A 21997-nucleotide genomic window follows, 5' to 3' on the forward strand; every position below is an offset into this window, starting at 1 on the left:
CTGCCGGTATTTTCATCAGAAAATAATAAAAACACCTGTTGTCTTTTAAAGGAAAAACCTATGTTTAAAAAAATCGCCCTCACCCTGATGCTGCTGGCCGGCAGTATGATGCTGACCGCCTGCGGCAGTGATTCCCCGCAGGATGTTGTTAAACAGTTCTACAGTGCTGTTGAGAAAAAAGATGCGGATAAAGCTTATGATTTGCTCGCCATCCCGGAAAAAGATAAACAAAAAAATGAGATGGAAATCAAAGGCAAAGTACAGATGATTGTCGGTGATATGGCGCGCCGCATTGAAGGCAACGGCGGCGTGGAAAGCACAGAAGTGAAATCCGTCGATATTGATGAAAGCAAAAAACGCGCAACCGTGATTCTGACGGTTAATTTCAAAGACGGCAAACAGAAAGATGAGCGTTTCCTGCTGACAAAGGATGAAGGTGACTGGAAAATTATCCTGCGCTGATGAGACACACACTCCGCGCCGGGCTTCTGCTCCCGGCGCTGCTGACAGCCGCACTGCCGTTGCGGGCGGCAGTACCGCCGCCCGGCATTCAGAGCGGCGACCTGGTTTTCCGTGACGGCGGCGAAGCCATCAGCGACATTGTCAGAAGTATCGATAACAGCGGTTTCAGCCATGTCGGCGTTGTTGATATCACGCCTGAAGGGACTTATGTTATCCACGCCACCCCGCAGGAGCACCCGGACGGTATCAGCGGCGTGAACCGCGATCCCCTTGATTTCTTTATTGAACACGCCAAAGACGGACAAGTAGCCTGGTATGCCGTACAGGCGGACAGCGAAAATCACCACCGCGCCCGTAATAATGCCCTTGCGCGGCTCGGCACGCCTTTCAGCATCAACCCGCAGGACGGACTGTACTGCACGCAACTGGCAGCAGACGCCTGGCAGTCTGCCGGGGTCACGATCATCACCGGCAAAACCCGTCTGAGTTTACCGCTGGCGGAAGAACCGTTAATCTTACCGGAAAATATTACCCGCTCGCCGCAACTGCGCCGTATTCCGTAATACCGGCCTCCGCGTGGCGGCAACTGCAATACAGGGAACAACATGGAGTTAATTTTTCTGGGCACCAGTGCCGGTGTTCCGTCAAACAACCGCAACGTCAGCAGCCTGGTGCTGGATCTCAAATCATTACAGCGCGGCCTGTGGATGTTTGACTGCGGCGAAGGCACTCAGCATCAGATCCTGAAAAGTCCGGTCAAAATCCCGAAACTGGAAAAAATCTTTATCACCCACCTGCACGGCGACCATATTTTCGGCCTGCCCGGTTTGTTATGCAGCCGCTCCATGGGCGGATGTGAGGAACCACTTACTCTCTTTGGCCCGCAGGGACTGGCGCAGTTTGTTGAAACTGCACTGACACTCAGCGGCTCGTATCTGACCTTCCCGCTGGAGATCATTGAGATAGATGAGGAAGGGGTGATTTACGATGACGGACAACTGAAAGTCAGCGCTTACTCACTCGAGCATCCGGTGATCAGCTACGGTTACCGGATTGAAGAACATGACAAACCCGGCGCGCTGGATGCACAACGCCTGAAAGCCGAAGGCGTACCGGGCGGCCCGTGGATGCAGACCCTGAAACAGGGCGGCAAAGTGACACTGGACGATGGCCGGGTAATTTGCGGAGCGGATTACCTCGGCGAGCCGCAGCGCGGACGTCATCTGGTGATTTTCGGTGATACCGCACCGTGCGAAAATGCGCTGAAACTGGCACAGAATGCAGATGTGATTGTGCTGGAAGCCACACTTGACGGCAGCATGACCGAAAAAGCCAACAGCCGCGGACACTCTTCTACTGTGCAAACAGCTACCCTGGCGCGGGATGCCGGCGTTGGTACGCTGATCGCCACCCATTTCAGCGGGCGCTACAGTGAAAAAGATTGTGAGCGCTTACTTCACGAGTGTCAGGCGATTTTCCCAGCCACGGTGTTTGCCTTTGACCACATGGTGTACCCGCTTTAACCTGTCTGTCTCCGGCGTGATTATCACTGTTACACAGATTTTGATATAGTGAATGCTGCTTATTGTTTCATTCACTGCCGGAGGTTTTACCATGCTGCCCGCCCACGAGTACGCCAATGATCTGATTTTATTTGCGCTGATTGTGGATTGCGGCTCTTTCAGTAAAGCGGCGGAAATGGCCGGTGTCACCGGCTCCGTGCTCAGCAAACGGGTAGGCCGGCTGGAAAAAGCCCTCGGTGCCCGTCTCCTGTACCGCACCACCCGCAGCCTGTCTGTCACGGAAAACGGCCGCGTGTTGTATCAGCATGCCAAATCCCTTACCGGCCAGGTTCACAGCGCATTACAGGCAGTCAGTGCCAACAGTGATGAGCTGACCGGTCTTATCCGTATGTCAGTACCCACTATCTCCGGAGAGCTGGTTCTCAGCGACAGCGTGGCGGAATTCTGTGAAAAATACCCGAATGTGAAAGTAGAAATGCATCTGGAAAACCGGTTTGTTGACCTGGTGAATGAACGGATTGATCTGGCTATCCGCACCGGCATGATGAGTGACTCCAGCCTGATAGCCCGTCCGCTGATTGATTCTCACTGGGTGATCCTCGCCTCCCCCCGCTATCTGGAAAAACATCCCGCGCCGCAGAATCCGGAAGATTTACTGACACACAACTGCCTCACTTACACCTATCAGCAAAGTGGTACCTCAAACTGGCTGATGCGCCGCCCGGATACCGGTGAAATCTATGAATTACAGGTGAGCGGCAATATCGCCTTCAATAATGCCCGCGCCATCCGCAAAGCACTGCTCAGCGGCCACGGTATCGCTATGGTGCCGCGCTGTATGGTGCATGAGGATCTGGAGGCCGGGTTGCTGACGGAAGTCCTGCCGGGTTACAGCGGCAAAAAACTCGGCGTGTATGCCGTGTATCCGTACACCCGCCATCTGCCGGTCAAAATCCGCCTGCTGATCGATCATATTCAGCAGTCATATCAGGCAATCCGTCCCTATTTCGGCTGACAGATTCAGGATTGTTATATATCTGTAATGCCGATTAGTCGATTTTTGGAATTTCTCTATTGACCATAGTGGCCTAATTAATGTGACTCCGTCCTTTTATCATACAAATTAACCTATTAATTTACTGATAAATAACATTTTTTTATTTCCTTTTTTCGCCTGATTTTCTGCGTTTTCCGTCATTTCCCTCCCGCATTCAATTGTTAAAAAAATGCAGCATAGATAATTCTTTTTGGTTGTGATTAAAATAATTACGTAATGAAAATTTAACGAATCCTGCATGCAACATTAATTTTTAAAACAATAATAATGTCAGAGGGCTTTATGGCTATTTTTTTCAGTCTTGCACCGATCGTGATGTTAATCTGGATGATGACAAAACGCCGCAGTATCCCTTCTTACGTCGCATTACCCTTCACGGCCGCCGTGGTGTTCTGTATCCAGCTGTTCTGGTTTAAAACGGATCTCACACTACTGAGTGCCAATATTGTCACCGCCTTTATTTCTGTGCTGACACCGATCACCATCATTGCCGGGGCAATTATGCTCAATAAGCTGATGCAGGTGAGCGGCGCAGAAAACGTAGTGCGCAGCTGGCTGGAAAATATCAGTCCCAATCCTGTGGCACAGCTGATGATTATCGGCTGGGCATTCGCCTTTACTATTGAGGGCGCAAGCGGGTTCGGTACTCCGGCCGCTATCGCCGCCCCAATCCTGGTCGGTCTCGGCTTCCCGGCTATGCGTGTCGCTCTGCTGACCCTGGTGATGAACTCCGTACCGGTTTCGTTCGGCGCTGTCGGTACACCGACCTGGTTTGGTTTTGCCAACCTCGGGCTGAATGAAGAGAGTGTTTATCAGATAAGCCACTACTCCGCCCTGATCCACTTTGTGGCTGCATTTGTGATCCCGCTGCTGGCGTTGCGTTTTATTGTCAGCTGGCAGGAGATCCGTCGTAATATCGTGTTTATTCTGATCAGCGTGCTCGCCTGTACCGTGCCGTATCTGCTGCTGGCTCAGGTCAACTATGAGTTCCCGGCACTGCTCGGCGGGGCAATTGGCCTCGGGATTTCTGTCGTGACCGCCCGTGCCGGTATCGGCCTGACCCGCACTGAACAAAAAACAGAGAAAAAAGTGATCCCGTTCGGGCAGGTTATCAAAGCGATGACCCCGACCCTGCTGCTGATCGGCATTCTGATTGTCACCCGCATCCACCAGCTCGGCCTGAAAGGGCTGCTCAACAGCACTAACGTGATTTGGGAAGGGACTCTCGGCTTCCTTGGCCATATCACGCTGAGTGATGCACTGATTGTCCGCCTGAGCAATGTGTTCGGCACCCCGGCGGCGGCAGATTATAAAACCCTGTATGTTCCGGCGCTGATCCCGTTCTTCCTGGTCGTGTTTATCGGTATTTTCCTGTTCCGCCTGAAACGGACTCAGGTAAAAACCATGTTTGTGCAGACCGCACAACAGACCAACAAACCGTTTATTGCCCTGTTTGGTGCGCTGATTATGGTAAACCTGATGATGCAGGGCGGTGAAAATGCGCCGGTTTACATTATCGGCCGCTCACTGGCGGGAGCCACCGGCGAGAGCTGGATCTACTTCGCCTCTTACCTCGGCGCACTCGGCTCGTTCTTCTCCGGCTCCAATACCGTGTCCAACCTGACCTTCGGCGGGATCCAGCAATCCATTGCCCAGACCACCGGTTTGAATGTCAATTTAACCCTCGCGCTCCAGTCTGTCGGCGGTGCCATGGGGAACATGGTGTGTCTGAATAATATTATCGCTGTCTGCACCATCCTCGGTATTACCAACGCCGAAGGCTCAATTATCAAAAAGACAGTGGTTCCGATGTTTGTCTACGGCGTGATTGCCGCCGTGATGGCACTGATACTGACCCTGTAACCGGGCACAGTACTGAATTTGTTACATACATATACAGGTATTTAAGATGATTATTTCCGCTTCAACAGACTACCGGGCGGCTGCCGAATCCAGACTGCCACCCTTCCTGTTTCACTATATTGACGGCGGGGCGTATGCCGAGCATACCCTGAAGCGCAATACGGCGGATCTGGCGGATATCGCCCTGCGTCAGCGGGTGCTGCGCGATATGTCGTCTCTCAGTCTGGAAACTGAACTGTTCGGGGAAAAACTGGCGATGCCGGTTGCCCTGGCGCCGGTCGGGCTGACCGGCATGTACGCGCGGCGCGGTGAAGTGCAGGCGGCAAAAGCGGCAGCCAATAAAGGCGTACCTTTTACCCTGTCCACCGTCTCCGTGTGTCCGATTGAGGAAGTCGCTCCGGCGATTGAGCGCCCGATGTGGTTCCAGCTCTATGTGCTGCGCGATCGCGGTTTTATGAAAAATGCCCTTGAGCGCGCCAAAGCCGCCGGGGTCAAAACCCTGGTCTTTACCGTCGATATGCCGGTGCCGGGAGCGCGTTACCGTGATGCCCATTCCGGGATGAGCGGCCCGAATGCCGCCATGCGCCGTGTGTTACAGGCGATGGTTCACCCGCGCTGGGCGCTGGATGTCGGCGTGCTGGGCAAACCGCATGATCTGGGTAACATCTCGGTCTATCGCGGCGCACCGACCAAACTGGAAGATTATATCGGCTGGCTGGGGGCAAACTTCGATCCGTCTATTTCCTGGAAAGACCTCGAATGGATCCGCGAGTTCTGGGAAGGTCCGATGATTATCAAAGGTATCCTGGATCCGGAAGATGCGAAAGATGCGGTGCGTTTCGGCGCGGACGGTATTGTGGTCTCCAACCATGGCGGCCGCCAGCTCGACGGTGTGCTCTCCACCGCCCGCGCTCTGCCTGCTATTGCCGACGCGGTGAAATCAGATATCACTATTCTGAGTGATTCCGGGATCCGCAACGGGCTGGATGTGGTACGGATGCTGGCGCTGGGGGCGGATTCAGTCCTGCTCGGCCGTGCCTTTGTTTACGCGCTCGCGGCACAGGGACAGGCGGGGGTCGAAAACCTGCTGGATTTGATTGATAAAGAGATGCGCGTGGCAATGACACTGACCGGCGCAAAAAACATCCGCGATATCACCCGCGACTCGCTGGTTAATCTGCCCGGCTGATCCGTTTTTTACTTCTCTGTAAAAGTCACTCCCCGGAGTGGCTTTTTTGTTTTATGTGGTTTTTCTGTGTGATTGGTACGGTTAATTATGATCAAACTCACATAAAACAACATAAAGCAAAATAATTAGCTAATAATTAAACAGCATTAAATAAAACGAAATCCCATCACAATCAGTTAATAACACTGATAACTACCTACGACAACACTATTTTCCCCGAATTGAATCAATTCAGTGATTATTTCATAAACAATACGCCCTATTTTGATGTGTTGATTTACGTTGTTATACCAAGCAATATCAACAAAAAACAACAATAAGTCGTTACTTACCCTGAACCCCCTGAGGTCCGATTATGAAAAAAATTGTCATACTGGGCAGTAGTGGCGGGAACCTGTACAACCTCGGTGGTGCAGATCCTGAAAAACTTCTGAGCGAAATCTACACACAATGTCAGTCCGCCGGTGTTTCTGTTGCTGCGGTGCAGTTTATTGCAGCACAGGCGTCGATGGATGTTGCCAAACCCTCTACCGCCGCCGCGGTCTACACCCTGACAGAAGCAGATGCCGTGCCTGCGGTGACGTTCTCCGGCACCCTTGCAGAAGTCAATGACGCCGTGCGCGGCAGTGATGAACAGATTGCCCGGCTGATAGAACAGGGCGATATCGACGGCATCATTATTATGAGCGGTGATCCGCACAACGCCAACCGCCTGGCTCTTCAGGCTGCGGCGGAAAAGAAAGTGCCGATCGCCGGTACCGGCGGCACCTCGATGGCCCATATCGCCGCCGCCGGTGCCAATGTGATTGCCACCTCGGGTACCACCGGCACCACCAGCAGAACCCGGGCTATCTCGTTTATCTCTTCCCTGTGCAAACACTGGGGGATTAAATTCCGTCCGGTACTGGGCAGTGCAGGCAGCACCGGCGGGCCGTCCGACAAGAGTCTGCTTAAGCGGATGAATATCCGCGGCATTATGATCCCGGCTCTGCCCGGCTTTATTGCCATGGCGATTGTGCTGGCGCTGAGCCACATCCCGGGACTGGAAAGCCTGGATGCGATCTTCCAGCTGCTGCTCAAAGGGCTGCCGGTGATTGTGGCGGTGATTGCTGCCAAACAGGTTTCCGAACTGGATGAGGTTTCGATTGTTTCCGGGGTTGTCGCCGGGGTGCTCTCGGTCGAGGGTGGTCTGATCGGCGGGATCGCAGGCGGGATCATGGCGGGTATTTTTGTCCGTTACCTGTTTGCCCTGTGCATCAGCTGGAAATTCCCGATGACCACCGTCAACATCGTGGCGGGCGGGATTTCCGGTCTGGCCGCCGGTCTTATCATGTTTTATTTCCTCAGTCCGCTGGCGCTGCTGGCCGGTAACTACATCAAACTGGCGCTGGAAAGCACCCTCGCCTTCAGTCCGGTTCTGGCGGGACTGCTGGCCGGTCTGGTTATCTGGCCTGCGATCCTCGGCGGTGTGTATCACGCCGTGATCCTGCCGCTGGTGCTGCTCGAGATGGAAAAAACCGGTGTCAGCTTCCTCGGCGCGGTGGATATGGTCGGGCTGGTGATGGTGGCCGCCGGTATTAACCTGGCAAACGTTATTGCCCCGCGTGAACGCAGTGAGGCCGCGGTCGCCGCCCCGGGACTGCTTATCAATCTGGGATTCGGTACCTTTGTGGAATCGGCGTATCCCTTCATGTTTGCCAACAAAATCGTGTTCGGCGGTGCCATTCTTTCCGCCGGGATCGGCGGCATGATGCTCGGCATGTTTAATGTCAAAGGGGTGGCGTATGTCCCGGCGTTTGCCTCTCCGTTCTTATCCAGTAACGCACTTTACATGGCGCTGACCATGACCGTGATTCTGGTTTTAACCTGCGCCATAACTGTCATTGCCAACCGTTTCAGTGCCGTGACAACCGCGAAAGCCGCAGGCTGATGCAAAGACAACACAGCAATGAATAAGTGTGAAAAATATCACACGCCAACACCAGGGCTTTATAAAAACGGCACCTCCGGGTGCCGTCATACAAAAACACAAAAAAAGTAATAAGAGGTTGATATGTTTATAGGTGATATGAATAAAAAACGTGAACAGGCCATGGCGAAAGTCAGAAATGCTATTGCGCTGCACAACGGGCAGACTCTGCTCAGCACAGGTATCACCGGTGATGACGCGCGACTGGCGAAAGCAGTGTGTGATGCCGGGGTCAAAATGCTGGAGCCGAACCATCCGGCGCTGGCGCTGGCACGCGGACACAGAGGCGTAAATAACATGCACGCTGCCGAGCAGATCCGCCATGAAATCTCCACCACACAGATGGCGGAAGCCGTCAACGGTATCCGCAATGTGATCCCGGATGATGTCTTTATTACGGTCGGGATCGCCGGCGGATTCACCGAAACCATCCCGGTGCCGGTGACGGAAGAGGATATTTTACAGATCGCCCGCGCCGGGGCTGACGGCCTGCACACCCATAAATCCACTTTTGAGGATCTGGCGGATATTGTCAGTCTTGCGCACCGCTTCGGCCTGACCGTAGATGCTTATATCGGCCACCCGGACGATCTGCATACCTTCGGCATCCCGGCGGAAACCCCGGAAGAAGTCGCGGAAGTGGCGAAGAAAATGGAAGCCATCGGCGTGGATATGATCGGCCTGATGACCGGTATGAGCTACGAGGGCGTGGCTGCCGGTGAAATTCCGGAGCAGATTAAAGCCCGGCTGAAAGCTTTGGTCGGTGCAGTCAGTGTCCCGACACTGGCAGAAGGCGGTATTAACGTCGCCAATGCCAAAGCGTTTAAAGAAACCGGTGTGAATATTTTAGTGGTCGGCACCGCGATTGATAACGTGGTGTGTCAGGCGGCCGCACAGGTCACCCAGTCCTTTATTCATCACAACTGACCAGTATTTCCAATGCGGGGGCACGGCTCCCGCTGAGGCTTTTTATGACCACACTGGCTATCGATCTCGACGGCACGCTTTTACATCCGGATAACCGTATTTCAGAGGGCAACCGCCGGGCACTGCTGGCACTGCCGCCGGAAACGGATATTGTGATCTGCTCTGCCCGCCCGCTGCGGGCGATTTTGTCTCTGACGGACAGCGCCGGGCTGCTTCCGGTGCTCCGCGCTATCGGCGCCTGTAACGGCGCGGTGATTTATGACTGCCGCACACAATCCGTTCTCAGCCGGGCAACCCTCTCTCCGGCCGTGTTATCCGCACTGCAAAACATGCTCACCACCAGCTGGCATGCTTTCGGTGAGGATGCTCTGCTCTGTCCGCCGGGGAAAATATCAGAATACACAATTCATGAAGCTGAATTATTCGGCCTGCCAATACAGACACTCGCGGCAGACGATATTTTCAGCCGGACAGATATCATTAAAATCACCCTGTGCGGGGAAGCGGAAGCCCTGCGGCAACGGGCTGAAAACCTTCGCCCGCAGTTACCGGCAAAGGTCAGCGCATTCTTTACCGACCAGCACTATTTTGAACTGGTTCCGGCATCCGTGAGCAAAGGCAGTACCCTGCAAATACTGGCGGAGCGCGGTATTCTGCGGCCGGGAACCATCATGGCCATCGGGGATCAGGAAAACGATCTCTCTTTATTTGCCGCATCGGATCTGCGCGTGGCAATGGGCAATGCCGTACCGGCACTGAAGCAGGCCGCCGGGTATATTACGGCTGACTGCCGGGAGGATGGCGTTGCTGCCGCACTTCATCATTACAGAGCGGCATTCCGCAACGACACATAATGCGCTAATATTGTTCACGTTTACGAGTGTGATGAGAACGGTCATGAATCCGATAAAAAGAAAGGAATACATCCTCGATCTGCTGAATCAGCAGGGGGAAGTCAGTGTGCAGGATCTTGCTGATACACTGAATGTCACCTCTGAGACGATCCGCCGTGACCTCTCCATTCTGGAGAAAGAAGGCGAGATCATCAAAATTCACGGCGGGGCGATGAAGAAAAAGAGTGTCAGCGAAGGCAGTTTTGAACAACGGCTGGAACTGAACCGTGAGGAAAAAATGACCCTCGCGCGCTATGCTGCCGGGCTGATTTCCGAGCACGACACACTGTATATCGATTCCTGTTCGACAACGCTCCTGTTTTCCGCGCAGTTACCGGCAATTGCATTTACCGTTTTCACCAATTCCGCCCTTATTGCGGATAAAATCGCCTCACAGAACCCGCTGGCAAAAGTGTATGTGCTGGGTGGTGAATACAACCATGAATTCCGGGCCAATCTCGGTGCGAAAACCCTGCATGAAATTGATCATATTTATGCGGACTTTGCGTTTGTCGGCGCAGGCGGTGTACGTGATGAAGGCATTCTGGTCAAAAGTGTTGAAGAAGGCATGATTGCACGGAAAATGCTGGAAAAAAGTAAGCAGAAAATTATTCTGGCCGACTCCAGCAAATTCGGCCAGCAGGGGATTTTAAAAATCGCGGAGATTGCCGTTATCGATAAAATTATCTGTGACGATAAATGGCAGAAAGCGCACGAATTCCGTGAAAAATATCCGGAAAAAGTCATTATCGTGCCGTAAGGGAAAAAACCTTACGGCTGTGACGGCTCGCTGTGATGGCCGGTCATCCGCCCGTCCTTCATCACCACATTGAGGCTGCCGTTATAAAATTCCGCCAGGAAAACAGACTCAGGGTCGTCAATTCCCTGCTGTTTCAGGCGGTCTGCCAGCCACGGCTCATCATGACCAATCTGCTCCAGTTCATATTTACGCGGTACGCCGTCTTTCATCACAATGACAGACGGCATCTGTGACTGGTCACAAATCACCGTCAGCTGGCCGTCCGGCTCTATCTGCGCATAATACACATCGCGGTATGAATAGATCCCCTGTGCATGCATTCGGGAGGTGATATTCAGAATATCGATCTTATTGCGCTTCTCATGAATGCTATCCATGATAAATACCCCGTTTTTAATAATCGGGATCGGGTTACCGATAGTCACCGCGCGCAGTACACTGATATGTTTGCTGACCCAATTGATTATGCTGATAAAACTCACCCCCATCAGCAGAATAATAATATATTGCGTCAGCGGAATGGTATCACTGTAAATAACACCGCCGATAATGCCGCCCAGTACAAAGTTTCCAATAAAATCAACCGGTGTCATTTGTGATAATTGGGTTTTCCCGGAGATATTCATGTGCGTTAACACAATAACAAAGCCGATGATAAATTTAACGATAACCAGAAGATAATATGTCATGGTATTTCCTTACACTGACAGAAACGCTAACCAACTGAAATAAAACACGTTACTATGTTACGCTTATAAGACTACATTCTGTATTGATATTACCGGATATTTTTATGCAGCGGGATATTATTTTATGCCGTTACTGATAAATCCCCCTCAGCACTATACAACCTGCCCTTCATTTTCTATGCTGAAAGGGATAACCCTGACAGAAAATTATATCTGTCAGCAGATTGCCTGATTTTATTATATAATCAATAATCGCGGACACGATGTTATCCGGTTATTTTACTCAGTATTGCTGAAGAGGAGTTAATCATGAAAAAAGCATTATTAAGTTCACTCATCCTTGCGGGGGTATTTGCGCTGGCCACCGGGTGTGACGACAGCAGCAAAACAGACCCTGCTACGCAGAAAGCACAGGAAGGTGCCGCGCAGATTAAGGAAGCCGCAGAGCAGAAAGCGGATGAGATAAAGCAGGATGCCAAAGAGGCTGCGGATAAAACAGAGCAGAAAGCCGCTGAACTGAAACAGAATGCAACTGAAGCCGCCGGTGATGCCAAAGAAAAAGCCGGTGCGGTGATGGCTGACGCCAAAGAGAAAGCAGCCGAAATCCGTGACAGTGCCGATGCCAAAGCGGATGAGCTGAAAAAAGAGGCTGATGCCCTGCTGGCCGATGCCAAAGATAAAGGCGAAGACGCCAAAAAAGCCGCGGAAGAAAAAGCCGCAGAGCTGAAACAGAAAGCGGATGAAGCCAAAGCCGCCGCTGATAAAAAAATTGATGAGCTGAAACAGGATGTCAGCGGAAAACCCGCAGATGCTCAGTAAACCTGAACAGGTAATATCCCGTATCAATCCGTAAAACAGCCGTCAGCCGGAAACAATGATTGTTTCCGGCTTTTTTATTGTGTTATTTCAGGCAGTTTGTCAATTACCGCAAATAAAATTCACAGATAAAAATACCTCTTTTTCCCGCAAAAACACCCCGTGACTTGCCGCAGAGTGACATTTTTGGCACTATAATCCTCTTTTTTTCACCAACCGGGGGAATAAAATCTAATATCACCGCATTTTTTCCGCAGGTTTAACCTGTATTTATCTCCGTTTTTTCTGATCTCCCGCTGACACTATTTTACCGGGGTTTCTATTTACCGCTGCGCAGCCGCGTACCGTTTTCAGAAGGAAAATCTGACGCTTTGATGCAGTTCTCCCCTTTTTACTGCCGGCGTTATCTGCAACTGATAAAAGGAATAATTCATGAGTCATCAGGACACTGAACAATCCGCAAAAAAAATGAAGATTAATCCGCCGGTTTTTTATATTTCGGCCCTGGTTATTCTCCTGATTGTCGGCTTTGCCGCCCTGTTTCCCCAGACGGCGGACATACACCTTAAAGCCCTTCAGACCAGCCTGTTTAAAAATGCCAGCTGGTTCTATATCCTCGCCGTCGCCCTGATTTTACTGAGCGTCACCTTTATGGGGCTGTCCCGTTTCGGTGATATTAAACTCGGCCCGGACCACGCCCGTCCGGCATACAGTTATATTTCCTGGTTTGCCATGCTGTTCTCCGCAGGAATGGGGATCGGGCTGATGTTCTTCGGTGTCGCCGAACCGGTGATGCACTATCTTTCCCCGCCTGTCGGCACACCGGAAACGGTTGAAGCGGCAAAAGAGGCCATGCGCCTGACCTTCTTCCACTGGGGGTTACACGCCTGGGCTATTTACGCGGTTGTGGCGCTGATCCTTGCGTTTTTCAGCTACCGCCACGGCCTGCCGCTGACACTGCGTTCCGCACTTTACCCGATTATCGGCGACCGTATTTACGGCGCGGCCGGTCATGCGGTGGATATTTTTGCTGTGGTCGGTACGGTATTCGGGGTCGCGACCTCCCTCGGTTTTGGCGTGTTACAGGTGAATGCCGGGCTGAATCATCTGTTCGGCCTGCCGCAGACAGAAACCGTACAGGTGGTGCTGATTGTGGTGATCACCTCACTGGCAACATTATCAGTGGTATCCGGTCTGGATAAAGGCATCCGTTTTCTGTCAGAGCTGAACCTCGGCCTGGCGGTTCTGCTGCTGATTATGGTCGGTGTGTTAGGCCCGACCGTACTGCTGCTGAAATCCTTTGTTGAGAACACCGGCGGTTATCTTTCTGAAATCGTCAGTAATACCTTTAATCTCTTTGCTTATGAGCCGAAGTCAGACGACTGGCTGGGTGGCTGGACCCTGCTTTACTGGGGCTGGTGGCTGTCATGGTCACCGTTTGTCGGGATGTTTATCGCGCGGATTTCACGCGGGCGCACCATCCGTGAATTTGTCTTCGGCGTGTTGTTTGTCCCGGCGGGCTTTACCCTGCTGTGGATGACCTTCTTCGGTAATACCGCCATCGATCTGATCAAAAATCAGGGCGCAACCGCACTCGCCACGGTCGTGAAAGAGGATGTGTCACTGGCGCTGTTCCAGTTCCTCGAGTATTTCCCGTTCTCCACGGCGCTCTCTTTCTTTGCCATGCTGATGGTCATTGTCTTCTTTGTGACTTCTGCTGACTCCGGCGCGATGGTCGTGGATACCCTGGCCTCCGGCGGGGATACCCATACGCCGGTCTGGCAGCGGATCTTCTGGGCCGCGCTGATGGGCGTGGTGGCTATCACCCTGCTGCTGGCCGGGGGATTATCCGCCCTGCAGACAGTAACTATCGCCAGCGCCCTGCCGTTTGCGGTTGTGTTGCTGTTCTCGATTTACGGGCTGATCAAAGCCCTGCGGATTGATGTGCACAAGCGTGACAGCCAGCAGCTGGCGACCATTGCGCCGACCGCCAGCCGCAACCCGATCCCGTGGCAGCGTCGTCTGCGTAATATCGGCTATTTTCCGAAACGTTCGCTGGTCAAACGCTTTATTGATGAAGTGGTGTCTGAGGCGATGGACATGGTGTCTCAGGAGCTGGAAAAACAGAGCACACCGAGCCATATCGACCGCAGCCGCGACGACCGGATCACTTTTGAGGTCGATCTGGGGGATGATATGAACTTTATCTATGAAACCCGGCTGCGCTATTACAATCAGCCGTCCTTTGCCCTCTCCGGAATGACCGACGAGGAAAAAGATGAGGAACACCGCTATTACCGCGCGGAAATCCATCTGAAAGAGGGCGGACAGGATTATGACATTATGGGCTGGAACAAGGAGCAGATCATTCATGACATCCTTGACCAGTATGAAAAACATATTCACTTCCTGCATCTGCTCGGCAAGAAGTAAGTCTGAAATGCCGCTCATCTGAGCGGCATTTTTTATTCTTCGTCGCTGTCGCGCTGCGGCAGTGCAACCAGGTCATCCAGCAATGCATAGAGCTGGCGTACCTTCTCCGGCGTGAACTGTAATTCCAGCGCCTGATAGCCGGTCTCCACTTCCGCCTGCACACGGTGATACAGCGCCGTGCCTTCGTCAGTCAGAGAAAGATAGAGTTTGCGCTGATCACTGAGGGGCTTGAGGCGGTGGATAATGCCCGCTTTTTCCATCCGCGTCAGAATACCGGTTAGGCTGGGACGCAGAATACAACTTTTCTGTGCCAGAAGATGAAAATCAAGCGACGGGGTCTTAGCCAGTATGCGAATGATCCGCCACTGCTGCTCCGTCAGTTGGTGTGCTTTCAGGGTCGGGCGAAAATAGCCGAGGACCACTTCACGGGCCTGCAAAAGGGCGATAAGTAATGATTCATGCATAATGGGTAATTTCTCCGCGATGTACTCACATCATAAACATCGACGTTATCAAAAAAAGGCACAATTTTATCGGGAAAATGCGCAATCAGACATCCTCTGTTAGAATAAAAAGCATATCAGTCATAAAGACCCAAAGGACTCTCCTTTTATTAACGCTATATTAACAATAAATCAATGGTCTTCTGCTGATATCTCAGTGCCCTCATCACTTTTTTGAGAAAACGCAACGGAGCTCTCTATGTTCACCTCATCGTTAACCGATCCTTCCTTTTCCCTGCTGCGCACCGGCGGCTATATTAATGGTCAGTGGACCGATGTACAGGATAAGGCCACGTTTGATGTGACCAACCCGGCCACCGGCGGACTGATCACCCGCGTCAGCGACCTCGGCGCACACGAAACCCGGCTTGCCATTGCCGCCGCTGAAAATGCCCTGCCGGGCTGGCGCGCCCTGACCGCCAAAGCCCGTGCGCAGATCCTGCGCCGCTGGTTTTATCTTGTCATGGAGAATCAGGAGGAACTGGCACAGCTCCTGAGTCTGGAGCAGGGCAAACCGCTGGCGGAATCACGCGGGGAAATCGCCTACGGTGCCAGCTTTATTGAATGGTTTGCCGAAGAAGGCAAGCGCGTGTACGGCGAAACCATTCCGGCCACACAGAGCGGACAGCGGATCGCCACCATACGCCAGCCGATCGGGGTGGTCGGTGCTATCACACCGTGGAACTTCCCGAATGCGATGATCACCCGCAAAGCCGCTCCCGCACTGGCGGCAGGCTGTACCATGGTGCTGAAACCGGCAGCGGAAACCCCGCTTTCCGCTCTGGCGCTGGCGGCACTCGGTGAACAGGCCGGTATTCCGGCCGGGGTGTTCAATGTTGTCACCGGGCTTGATGCGGCGGCTATCGGCGGCGAACTGACCACCAGCCCGGTCGTGCGCAAAATATCCTTTACCGGCTCCACCCGGGTCGGCAAGCTGCTGATGGCGCAGAGTGCGGAGACGGTTAAAAAGCTCTCTCTCGAACTGGGCGGTAACGCACCGTTTATTGTGTTTGATGATGCCGATCTCGATGCGGCGGTTGCCGGTGCCATGGCCGCCAAATTCCGTAACAGCGGGCAAACCTGTGTCTGCGCCAACCGTATCTATGTGCAGGATGGTGTGTATGATGCCTTTGCCGAGAAACTGGCGGAGGCTGTCAGTGCCCTGCATGTCGCGCCGTACACCGACGAAAAAGCACAACAGGGACCGCTGATTAATGAGGCTGCTATCCGTAAAGTCAGTGAGCATATCGCCGATGCGGTCAGCAAAGGTGCGACTGTTGTCAGCGGCGGGAAACCGGCGGCACAGGGCGGATTATTTTTTGAGCCGACCGTTCTGACCGGTGTGACTTCAGACATGCTGGTGACCCGAGAGGAGACGTTCGGCCCGCTGGCACCGCTGGTGCGGTTCCGCGATGAGGAAGAGGCCATCCGCGCGGCAAATAACAGCGAGTTCGGTCTTGCCGCTTATTTCTATTCCCGCGATATCGGCCGGGTCTACCGCGTGGCGGAAGCCCTGGAGGCCGGAATGGTCGGTATTAATGAAGGCATTATTTCCACGGAAGTGGCGCCGTTCGGCGGTATCAAGCAATCCGGCCTCGGCCGTGAAGGCTCCCGCCACGGTATTGATGACTATCTGGAAATCAAATACCTCTGCTTCGGCGGGATCCGTTAATCCCCGCTGACCACCGTCTGCGGCTGTCCTTCCGGCAGCCGCATTTTCTGACTCTCCCTTGTATTTTTCCCCGGCTATCATTAGACTGCGTATCATTCGCAAATAAGCAACAATTGCGTCACATTTTTTATCCCACCGGGAGTTGGTATGTCTTTGGATAATTCACAGCGTCTGTTGTTCCGCGACGCAATGGCGACACTCTCCGCTGCCGTCAATATCGTCACCACCGACGGCGACGCCGGGCGCGGCGGGCTGACCGCCACCGCGGTCTGCTCTGTCACGGATACACCGCCGACCCTGCTGGTGTGCATCAACCGCAGCAGTGCGCTCAGTGAAGTGTTCAGAACCAACGGACGTTTGTGTGTCAATGTGCTCACCCATAAACACCAGGCACTGGCGTGTGATTTTGCCGGGATGACCGGCCTGAGTATGGACGCGCGTTTTGCCGGTGATCACTGGCAGCCGGGAGCGCTGAGACAACCTTGTCTGCATGGCTCGCTGGCCTGTCTGGAAGGCGTGGTGACGCAGGTGCAGGAAATCGGCACACACAATATCTTTATGGCAGAAATCCGCAATATTGATGTCCGCGACGAAGGTCACGGCCTGATTTACTTCCGCCGCGATTTTCGCACTGTCGAAACCGGTGATATCCCCGCTGCTGCTGTTGCCTGATCCTCTTTCATTATTGTCATAATATTCGTTAACACATCATGTGTTAACGAATCATTATTCATCAGAAAAATACCTGTTACAGTTTGTCATATTTAATTCCGCCCCCTCCGGACAACAGAATAAATAACCATCAATCTGCTCAATACGCCATCAACAAAACCATTGCTGACTAATTATTGATGTCAATCTAATGAATTTTATTTCAATTATGATATTAATTATTGCAGTAAGTGTGATCTGTCTTTGAGATGCTCAGACAGCAATATATTAGTCTGAGCCCTTTGGCAAATACCCTGACAAATACGCAAACACTCAACCTTACGCAAGAGTTTATCTTTTAGCTTTGCCTCCGCGATGCCGGGAAGGCTTTTGCGTGATGAATAATTATTAATAAGAGGCATTAAACCATGAGTAAACCCGCGCAGGTTGGATTGTTTAACCAACCTAAGCCATTCTTCATGATTTTTATCGTGGAGCTGTGGGAACGCTTCGGCTATTACGGTGTGCAAGGCATCCTGGCCGTCTACTTCGTTCAGAAACTGGGATTCAGTCAGGAACAGGCATTTATTACCTTCGGGGCATTCGCCGCGCTGGTATACGGTCTGATCTCTATCGGTGGTTACGTCGGTGACCACGTCCTCGGGACCAAACGGACCATCATCTTAGGGGCCATCGTGATGGCTGTCGGTTATTTTATGACCGGCCTGTCTATCATGCACCCGGATCTGATCTTCTATGCACTGGGTACCATTGCTGTCGGTAACGGTTTATTCAAAGCCAACCCGGCCAGCCTGCTGGCAAAATGCTATCCGCCGAAAGACCCGCGTCTGGACGGGGCATTCACCCTGTTCTATATGTCGATCAACATCGGTTCCCTGATTTCCCTGGCACTGGCGCCGGTTATCGCGGACAAATACAGCTATACCGTCACCTATAATATCTGTGGTATCGGCCTGCTGATCGCCCTGGCGGTCTTCCTGTTCTGCCAGAAAATGGTGCGTAATATCGGTTCCGAGCCGGATCACAAACCAATGAAATTCGGCAGCCTGCTGGTAGTCATCGCCGGTAGTGTGGCAACCGTCTTCCTGTGTGCATGGTTACTGCACAACGTAGTTGTTGCCAACTATGTGTTACTCGGCGTCACCGCCGTGGTTATCTTCTTCTTCTTCCGTGAAGCCTTCAAACTGAAAGGCGTGGAACGGAACAAGATGTATGTAGCGTTTGTTCTGATGCTGGAAGCGGTTATCTTCTATGTGCTGTATGCCCAGATGCCGACTTCACTGAACTTCTTCGCTATCTATAACGTACATCACACCATTATGGGTATTGATGTGCATCCGGTCAGCTTCCAGGCACTGAACCCGTTCTGGATCATCGTGCTGAGCCCGGTTCTGGCTTACTTCTACAGCAAGATGGGCGCACGCGGCAAAGACTTCTCCATGCCGGGTAAATTCACCATCGGTATGTTCTGCTGCTCCGCCGGTTTCCTGACAGCAGCTGCATCCGGTATGTGGTTTGCCGATGCGTCCGGTCTGACATCACCGTGGTTTATCGTCCTGGTTTACTTCTTCCAGGCCGTCGGCGAGCTGATGATCAGTGCGCTGGGTCTGGCAATGGTGGCTGCATTCGTTCCGCAGTACCTGATGGGCTTTATTCTCGGGATGTGGTTCCTGACTCAGGCGATGGCAACACTGCTGGGCGGTTACGTGGCAACCTTTACCGCTCCGCCGGAAGGCGTGACTGATCCGCTTCAGACTCTCGTTATCTACACTGATGTGTTCGGTAAAATCGGTATTGCAACGGCAGTTGCCGGCCTGATTATGTGGGCTATCGTACCGAAACTGAACAAAATCATGAAAGAAGAAAAAACAGCCTGATTGTGTTAACCGGTGCTGCGGCGGCAGTACCGGTTTTCCGTCTCGTTTGCGTAATGACACGCTGTTCTGCATAACCCGGGCTATCCGGGTTTTTTATTATCTCCCCGTCCTGCTTTTCTGCCCGGTTTCACATTTTCCCGCACGCCATTTCTCAAATATTGGTATCCCTGCTATACGTTAATTAACTATTAATTAACAAATAGTCAATCAATCCCTCATACAAAACCCTGCACGATCAAAGGAGATAATAATGATAACCCCATGGCGAACACCTGTTCTTCTGCTCTCTCTGCTGCTTTCCCCGCAATTGTATGCCGCTTCCGAACCCGCTGCTGAAGCCCGCAACGGGATGGTGGTCTCTTCCCAGCATCTGGCGTCACAGGCCGGGGCTGATATTCTGAAAGCCGGCGGTAACGCGGTGGATGCTGCAGTGGCTGTCGGCTACGCTCAGGCGGTGGTGAATCCCTGCTGCGGTAATATCGGCGGCGGCGGCTTTATGACCCTGCATCTGGCAGACGGAAAAAATATTTTCATCAATTTCCGCGAAACAGCCCCGGCGTCCGCTTCTGCGGATATGTATCTCGATAAAGACGGCAATCTGATCAAAGATGCAAGCCTGTACGGCTACCTCGCCGCCGGGGTGCCTGGAACGGTCAAAGGGCTGGATTATGCCCTGGAAAAATACGGTACCATGAAACGGGAGCAGGTGATGGCACCGGCGATCAAACTGGCGCGTGACGGTTTTATCCTGACCCGCGCGGATACCGATGTGCTGGACACCACCACCGCCCGCTTTAAGCAGGATCCGGAAGCAGCACGGATTTTCCTTAAACCTGACGGCTCCGCATTCCAGCCCGGCGACCGCCTGATTCAGACCGATCTGGCCAATACCCTGGAACGGATCGCCAAAGAAGGCCCTCCCGCCTTTTATGAAGGTGACATCCCGCAAATCGTGGAAAAAGCCTCTCAGGCCGGTGGCGGTAAGCTGACCGCCAAAGATTTCGCGGATTACACCATTTCTGAGGTTGCGCCGATCACCTGTACCTATCGCGGTTATGAGTTTATATCCGCCCCGCCGCCGAGCTCCGGCGGTGTGACTATCTGCCAGACCCTGAATATTCTGGAAGGTTATGATCTGAAAGCAATGGGCTTTAACTCGGCGGATTATATCCACACTCTGACAGAGGCAATGCGCCATTCGTATATGGATCGCAACACCTTCCTCGGTGACCCGGCGTTTGTGAAAAATCCGACCGAAAAACTGACCAGCAAAGCCTATGCGGAAGAGCTGCGCAAAGAAATCATTCCGGGTAAAGCCACACCTTCCGCTCAGGTGCAGCCGGGTACAGGTCCGCATGAAAAACCGGAAACCACACACTATTCCGTGGTGGATAACAAAGGCAATGCGGTTTCCACCACCTATACCATCAATGGCCGTTTCGGTGCGGTGGTGATCCCGCCGGACACCGGCTTCTTCCTCAATGATGAAATGGATGATTTCACCACCAAAATCGGCGAGAAGAATATGTACGGCCTGGTTCAGGGGGAGCGCAACGCGATTGCCCCGGGCAAACGTCCGCTTTCTTCCATGAGCCCGACCATTGTCACCAAAGACGGTAAGATTTTCCTGGTGCTCGGTTCGCCGGGAGGCTCACGGATCATCTCTATCACCTTACAAACCGCACTGAATATTATCGATCACGGTATGGCACCGCAGGAGGCCGTGAATGCACCGCGTATCCACCATCAGTGGCTGCCGGATGAGGTGTATTACGAGCAGCGCGGTGTGTCAAAAGACTCACTGAATTTGCTGGATAAAATGGGTTATAAGATGGTTGAGCAGACACCGTGGGGGGCCGCAGAGCTGATTATGGTGGGGTTACCGGGTGCCGCCGGGGTCAGTGCGGATTCTTCCGGCAATGATGCCGCCGTGTCCGGTAAGGTGCGTGAAGGCTATCTGTACGGTGCCAACGATGTGCGCCGTCCGGCCGGGGAGGCAGCAGGAGTCGAGTAATCTCCCGGCCGGATTTGTAAACGCAGCATGCCCTGTCCGTCACGGACAGGGCATTTTTTACGGCAACCAGCTGATATCAATAATTAAATATTAACACCGTGCTGAGATGCTAATGCAGACAGACCACCGGCGAAGCCCTGGCCGACGGCTTTGAATTTCCACTCTGTACCGTGACGGTACAACTCACCGAAGACCATCGCGGTTTCTGTTGATGCATCTTCAGACAGGTCGAAACGGGCAATTTCACTGCCGTTATCATTGTTACAGATACGGATGAAGCTGTTGCTGACCATACCGAAGTTCTGTTTACGTGCTTCCGCATCATAAATCGTGACGGAGAAGACCAGTTTTTTCACATCTGCCGGAAGGGTGTTCAGGCTGATTTTAACCTGCTCATCATCACCGTCGCCTTCACCGGTGCGGTTGTCGCCCTGGTGCTCCACCGCGCCGCACGGGCTGGTTTTGTTATTAAAGAAGATGAAATGGCTGTCGGATAATACTTTTCCGTCGTCACCCACCATAAATACAGATGCGTCGAGGTCAAAATCCTGACCATCAGTCACACGCGCATCCCAGCCCAGACCAACCATCGCCACGCTCATTGACGGGGCTTCTTTGGTCAGGGAGACGTTACCGCCTTTTGTAAGAGAAACTGCCATTTTCGGACTCCTGCTGCGG

General features: G+C 52.8%; 19 protein-coding genes. 16 read left to right on the plus strand and 3 right to left on the minus strand.

Annotation, left to right across the window (positions count from 1 at the left end):
• The first annotated feature begins 60 nt into the window (after positions 1-60).
• The 10 genes from ACSBQN_RS14100 (at position 61) to ACSBQN_RS14145 (ending at position 10643) form a co-directional block, all read left to right on the plus strand.
• A complete protein-coding gene (locus ACSBQN_RS14100) occupies positions 61-462 on the plus strand; it encodes a DUF4878 domain-containing protein (RefSeq protein ID WP_024472682.1) in 402 nt (133 codons plus the stop codon).
• Positions 462-1025: a YiiX/YebB-like N1pC/P60 family cysteine hydrolase gene (locus ACSBQN_RS14105; RefSeq protein WP_205500981.1), complete on the plus strand. Its 564-nt coding sequence runs from the start codon at positions 462-464 to the stop codon at positions 1023-1025. Before ACSBQN_RS14100 ends, ACSBQN_RS14105 begins: the two co-directional genes overlap by 1 nt.
• A gap of 42 nt (positions 1026-1067) precedes the next feature.
• Positions 1068-1985, plus strand: a complete 918-nt coding sequence (gene rnz / locus ACSBQN_RS14110; protein ID WP_354632916.1) for a ribonuclease Z — start codon at positions 1068-1070, stop codon at positions 1983-1985.
• A gap of 91 nt (positions 1986-2076) precedes the next feature.
• The gene (locus ACSBQN_RS14115; RefSeq protein ID WP_024472685.1) at positions 2077-3000 is read left to right on the plus strand and encodes a LysR family transcriptional regulator; all 924 of its coding nucleotides are present in this window, start codon (positions 2077-2079) and stop codon (positions 2998-3000) included.
• A 324-nt stretch (positions 3001-3324) separates the two neighbouring features.
• A complete protein-coding gene (locus ACSBQN_RS14120) occupies positions 3325-4905 on the plus strand; it encodes an L-lactate permease (RefSeq protein WP_024472686.1) in 1581 nt (526 codons plus the stop codon).
• A 46-nt stretch (positions 4906-4951) separates the two neighbouring features.
• Positions 4952-6094: an FMN-dependent L-lactate dehydrogenase LldD gene (gene lldD, locus ACSBQN_RS14125; protein ID WP_214191702.1), complete on the plus strand. Its 1143-nt coding sequence runs from the start codon at positions 4952-4954 to the stop codon at positions 6092-6094.
• A gap of 355 nt (positions 6095-6449) precedes the next feature.
• Positions 6450-8024, plus strand: a complete 1575-nt coding sequence (locus tag ACSBQN_RS14130; protein WP_004238840.1) for a membrane protein — start codon at positions 6450-6452, stop codon at positions 8022-8024.
• Between the two features lie 123 nt (positions 8025-8147).
• Positions 8148-8990, plus strand: coding sequence for a histidine biosynthesis protein (locus ACSBQN_RS14135; protein WP_024472687.1), 843 nt, complete (start codon positions 8148-8150; stop codon positions 8988-8990).
• 44 nt (positions 8991-9034) lie between these two features.
• Entirely contained in the window at positions 9035-9844 is an 810-nt protein-coding gene (locus ACSBQN_RS14140; RefSeq protein ID WP_214167795.1) for a Cof-type HAD-IIB family hydrolase, read from the plus strand.
• A 43-nt stretch (positions 9845-9887) separates the two neighbouring features.
• The gene (locus ACSBQN_RS14145) at positions 9888-10643 is read left to right on the plus strand and encodes a DeoR/GlpR family DNA-binding transcription regulator (RefSeq protein ID WP_024472689.1); all 756 of its coding nucleotides are present in this window, start codon (positions 9888-9890) and stop codon (positions 10641-10643) included.
• 11 nt (positions 10644-10654) lie between these two features.
• Here ACSBQN_RS14145 and ACSBQN_RS14150 read toward each other — a convergent pair whose 3' ends face one another.
• On the minus strand, positions 10655-11332 hold the full coding sequence (locus ACSBQN_RS14150; RefSeq protein WP_004235920.1) for a DUF421 domain-containing protein: 678 nt from the start codon (positions 11330-11332) through the stop codon (positions 10655-10657).
• Positions 11333-11641: 309 nt separating this feature from the next.
• Here ACSBQN_RS14150 and ACSBQN_RS14155 point away from each other — a divergent pair, with 309 nt between their 5' ends.
• Together ACSBQN_RS14155 and ACSBQN_RS14160 are read left to right on the plus strand one after the other, a co-directional pair.
• Positions 11642-12151, plus strand: coding sequence for a hypothetical protein (locus ACSBQN_RS14155; RefSeq protein ID WP_036408689.1), 510 nt, complete (start codon positions 11642-11644; stop codon positions 12149-12151).
• Between the two features lie 429 nt (positions 12152-12580).
• Positions 12581-14581 (plus strand): BCCT family transporter, encoded by a 2001-nt coding sequence (locus ACSBQN_RS14160; RefSeq protein WP_036408686.1) that lies wholly within the window; start codon positions 12581-12583, stop codon positions 14579-14581.
• Positions 14582-14613: 32 nt separating this feature from the next.
• On the opposite strand, the gene hpaR is transcribed toward ACSBQN_RS14160, so the two are convergent.
• Positions 14614-15045: a homoprotocatechuate degradation operon regulator HpaR gene (gene hpaR / locus ACSBQN_RS14165; RefSeq protein WP_024472692.1), complete on the minus strand. Its 432-nt coding sequence runs from the start codon at positions 15043-15045 to the stop codon at positions 14614-14616.
• 238 nt (positions 15046-15283) lie between these two features.
• On the opposite strand from hpaR, the gene ACSBQN_RS14170 reads away from it, so the two are divergent.
• From ACSBQN_RS14170 to ggt, 4 genes are all read left to right on the plus strand, one after another.
• Positions 15284-16756 (plus strand): NAD-dependent succinate-semialdehyde dehydrogenase, encoded by a 1473-nt coding sequence (locus tag ACSBQN_RS14170; protein ID WP_214167796.1) that lies wholly within the window; start codon positions 15284-15286, stop codon positions 16754-16756.
• Between the two features lie 147 nt (positions 16757-16903).
• Entirely contained in the window at positions 16904-17428 is a 525-nt protein-coding gene (hpaC, locus tag ACSBQN_RS14175) for a 4-hydroxyphenylacetate 3-monooxygenase, reductase component (RefSeq protein WP_289647874.1), read from the plus strand.
• Positions 17429-17835: 407 nt separating this feature from the next.
• Complete coding sequence (gene dtpB, locus ACSBQN_RS14180) at positions 17836-19305, plus strand: dipeptide/tripeptide permease DtpB (protein ID WP_024472695.1); 1470 nt, start codon at positions 17836-17838, stop codon at positions 19303-19305.
• Positions 19306-19555: 250 nt separating this feature from the next.
• Complete coding sequence (gene ggt, locus ACSBQN_RS14185; protein ID WP_153642662.1) at positions 19556-21319, plus strand: gamma-glutamyltransferase; 1764 nt, start codon at positions 19556-19558, stop codon at positions 21317-21319.
• Between the two features lie 83 nt (positions 21320-21402).
• Here the strand turns inward: ggt and ACSBQN_RS14190 are convergent, their stop codons facing one another.
• Complete coding sequence (locus ACSBQN_RS14190) at positions 21403-21978, minus strand: TerD family protein (protein WP_004235930.1); 576 nt, start codon at positions 21976-21978, stop codon at positions 21403-21405.
• Positions 21979-21997: the final 19 nt, after the last annotated feature.

It is taken from the genome of Morganella sp. B601, assembly GCF_051172335.1.
Lineage (GTDB): Bacteria > Pseudomonadota > Gammaproteobacteria > Enterobacterales > Enterobacteriaceae > Morganella > Morganella morganii.

Bases quoted from the DNA above. Each gene is read 5' to 3' on its own strand.
- ACSBQN_RS14100 (WP_024472682.1), top strand. From the start codon at position 61: ATGTTTAAAAAAATCGCCCTCACCCTGATGCTGCTGGCCGGCAGTATG.
- ACSBQN_RS14105 (WP_205500981.1), top strand. From the start codon at position 462: ATGAGACACACACTCCGCGCCGGGCTTCTGCTCCCGGCGCTGCTGACA.
- rnz (WP_354632916.1), top strand. From the start codon at position 1,068: ATGGAGTTAATTTTTCTGGGCACCAGTGCCGGTGTTCCGTCAAACAAC.
- ACSBQN_RS14115 (WP_024472685.1), top strand. From the start codon at position 2,077: ATGCTGCCCGCCCACGAGTACGCCAATGATCTGATTTTATTTGCGCTG.
- ACSBQN_RS14120 (WP_024472686.1), top strand. From the start codon at position 3,325: ATGGCTATTTTTTTCAGTCTTGCACCGATCGTGATGTTAATCTGGATG.
- lldD (WP_214191702.1), top strand. From the start codon at position 4,952: ATGATTATTTCCGCTTCAACAGACTACCGGGCGGCTGCCGAATCCAGA.
- ACSBQN_RS14130 (WP_004238840.1), top strand. From the start codon at position 6,450: ATGAAAAAAATTGTCATACTGGGCAGTAGTGGCGGGAACCTGTACAAC.
- ACSBQN_RS14135 (WP_024472687.1), top strand. From the start codon at position 8,148: ATGTTTATAGGTGATATGAATAAAAAACGTGAACAGGCCATGGCGAAA.
- ACSBQN_RS14140 (WP_214167795.1), top strand. From the start codon at position 9,035: ATGACCACACTGGCTATCGATCTCGACGGCACGCTTTTACATCCGGAT.
- ACSBQN_RS14145 (WP_024472689.1), top strand. From the start codon at position 9,888: ATGAATCCGATAAAAAGAAAGGAATACATCCTCGATCTGCTGAATCAG.
- ACSBQN_RS14150 (WP_004235920.1), bottom strand. From the start codon at position 11,332: ATGACATATTATCTTCTGGTTATCGTTAAATTTATCATCGGCTTTGTT.
- ACSBQN_RS14155 (WP_036408689.1), top strand. From the start codon at position 11,642: ATGAAAAAAGCATTATTAAGTTCACTCATCCTTGCGGGGGTATTTGCG.
- ACSBQN_RS14160 (WP_036408686.1), top strand. From the start codon at position 12,581: ATGAGTCATCAGGACACTGAACAATCCGCAAAAAAAATGAAGATTAAT.
- hpaR (WP_024472692.1), bottom strand. From the start codon at position 15,045: ATGCATGAATCATTACTTATCGCCCTTTTGCAGGCCCGTGAAGTGGTC.
- ACSBQN_RS14170 (WP_214167796.1), top strand. From the start codon at position 15,284: ATGTTCACCTCATCGTTAACCGATCCTTCCTTTTCCCTGCTGCGCACC.
- hpaC (WP_289647874.1), top strand. From the start codon at position 16,904: ATGTCTTTGGATAATTCACAGCGTCTGTTGTTCCGCGACGCAATGGCG.
- dtpB (WP_024472695.1), top strand. From the start codon at position 17,836: ATGAGTAAACCCGCGCAGGTTGGATTGTTTAACCAACCTAAGCCATTC.
- ggt (WP_153642662.1), top strand. From the start codon at position 19,556: ATGATAACCCCATGGCGAACACCTGTTCTTCTGCTCTCTCTGCTGCTT.
- ACSBQN_RS14190 (WP_004235930.1), bottom strand. From the start codon at position 21,978: ATGGCAGTTTCTCTTACAAAAGGCGGTAACGTCTCCCTGACCAAAGAA.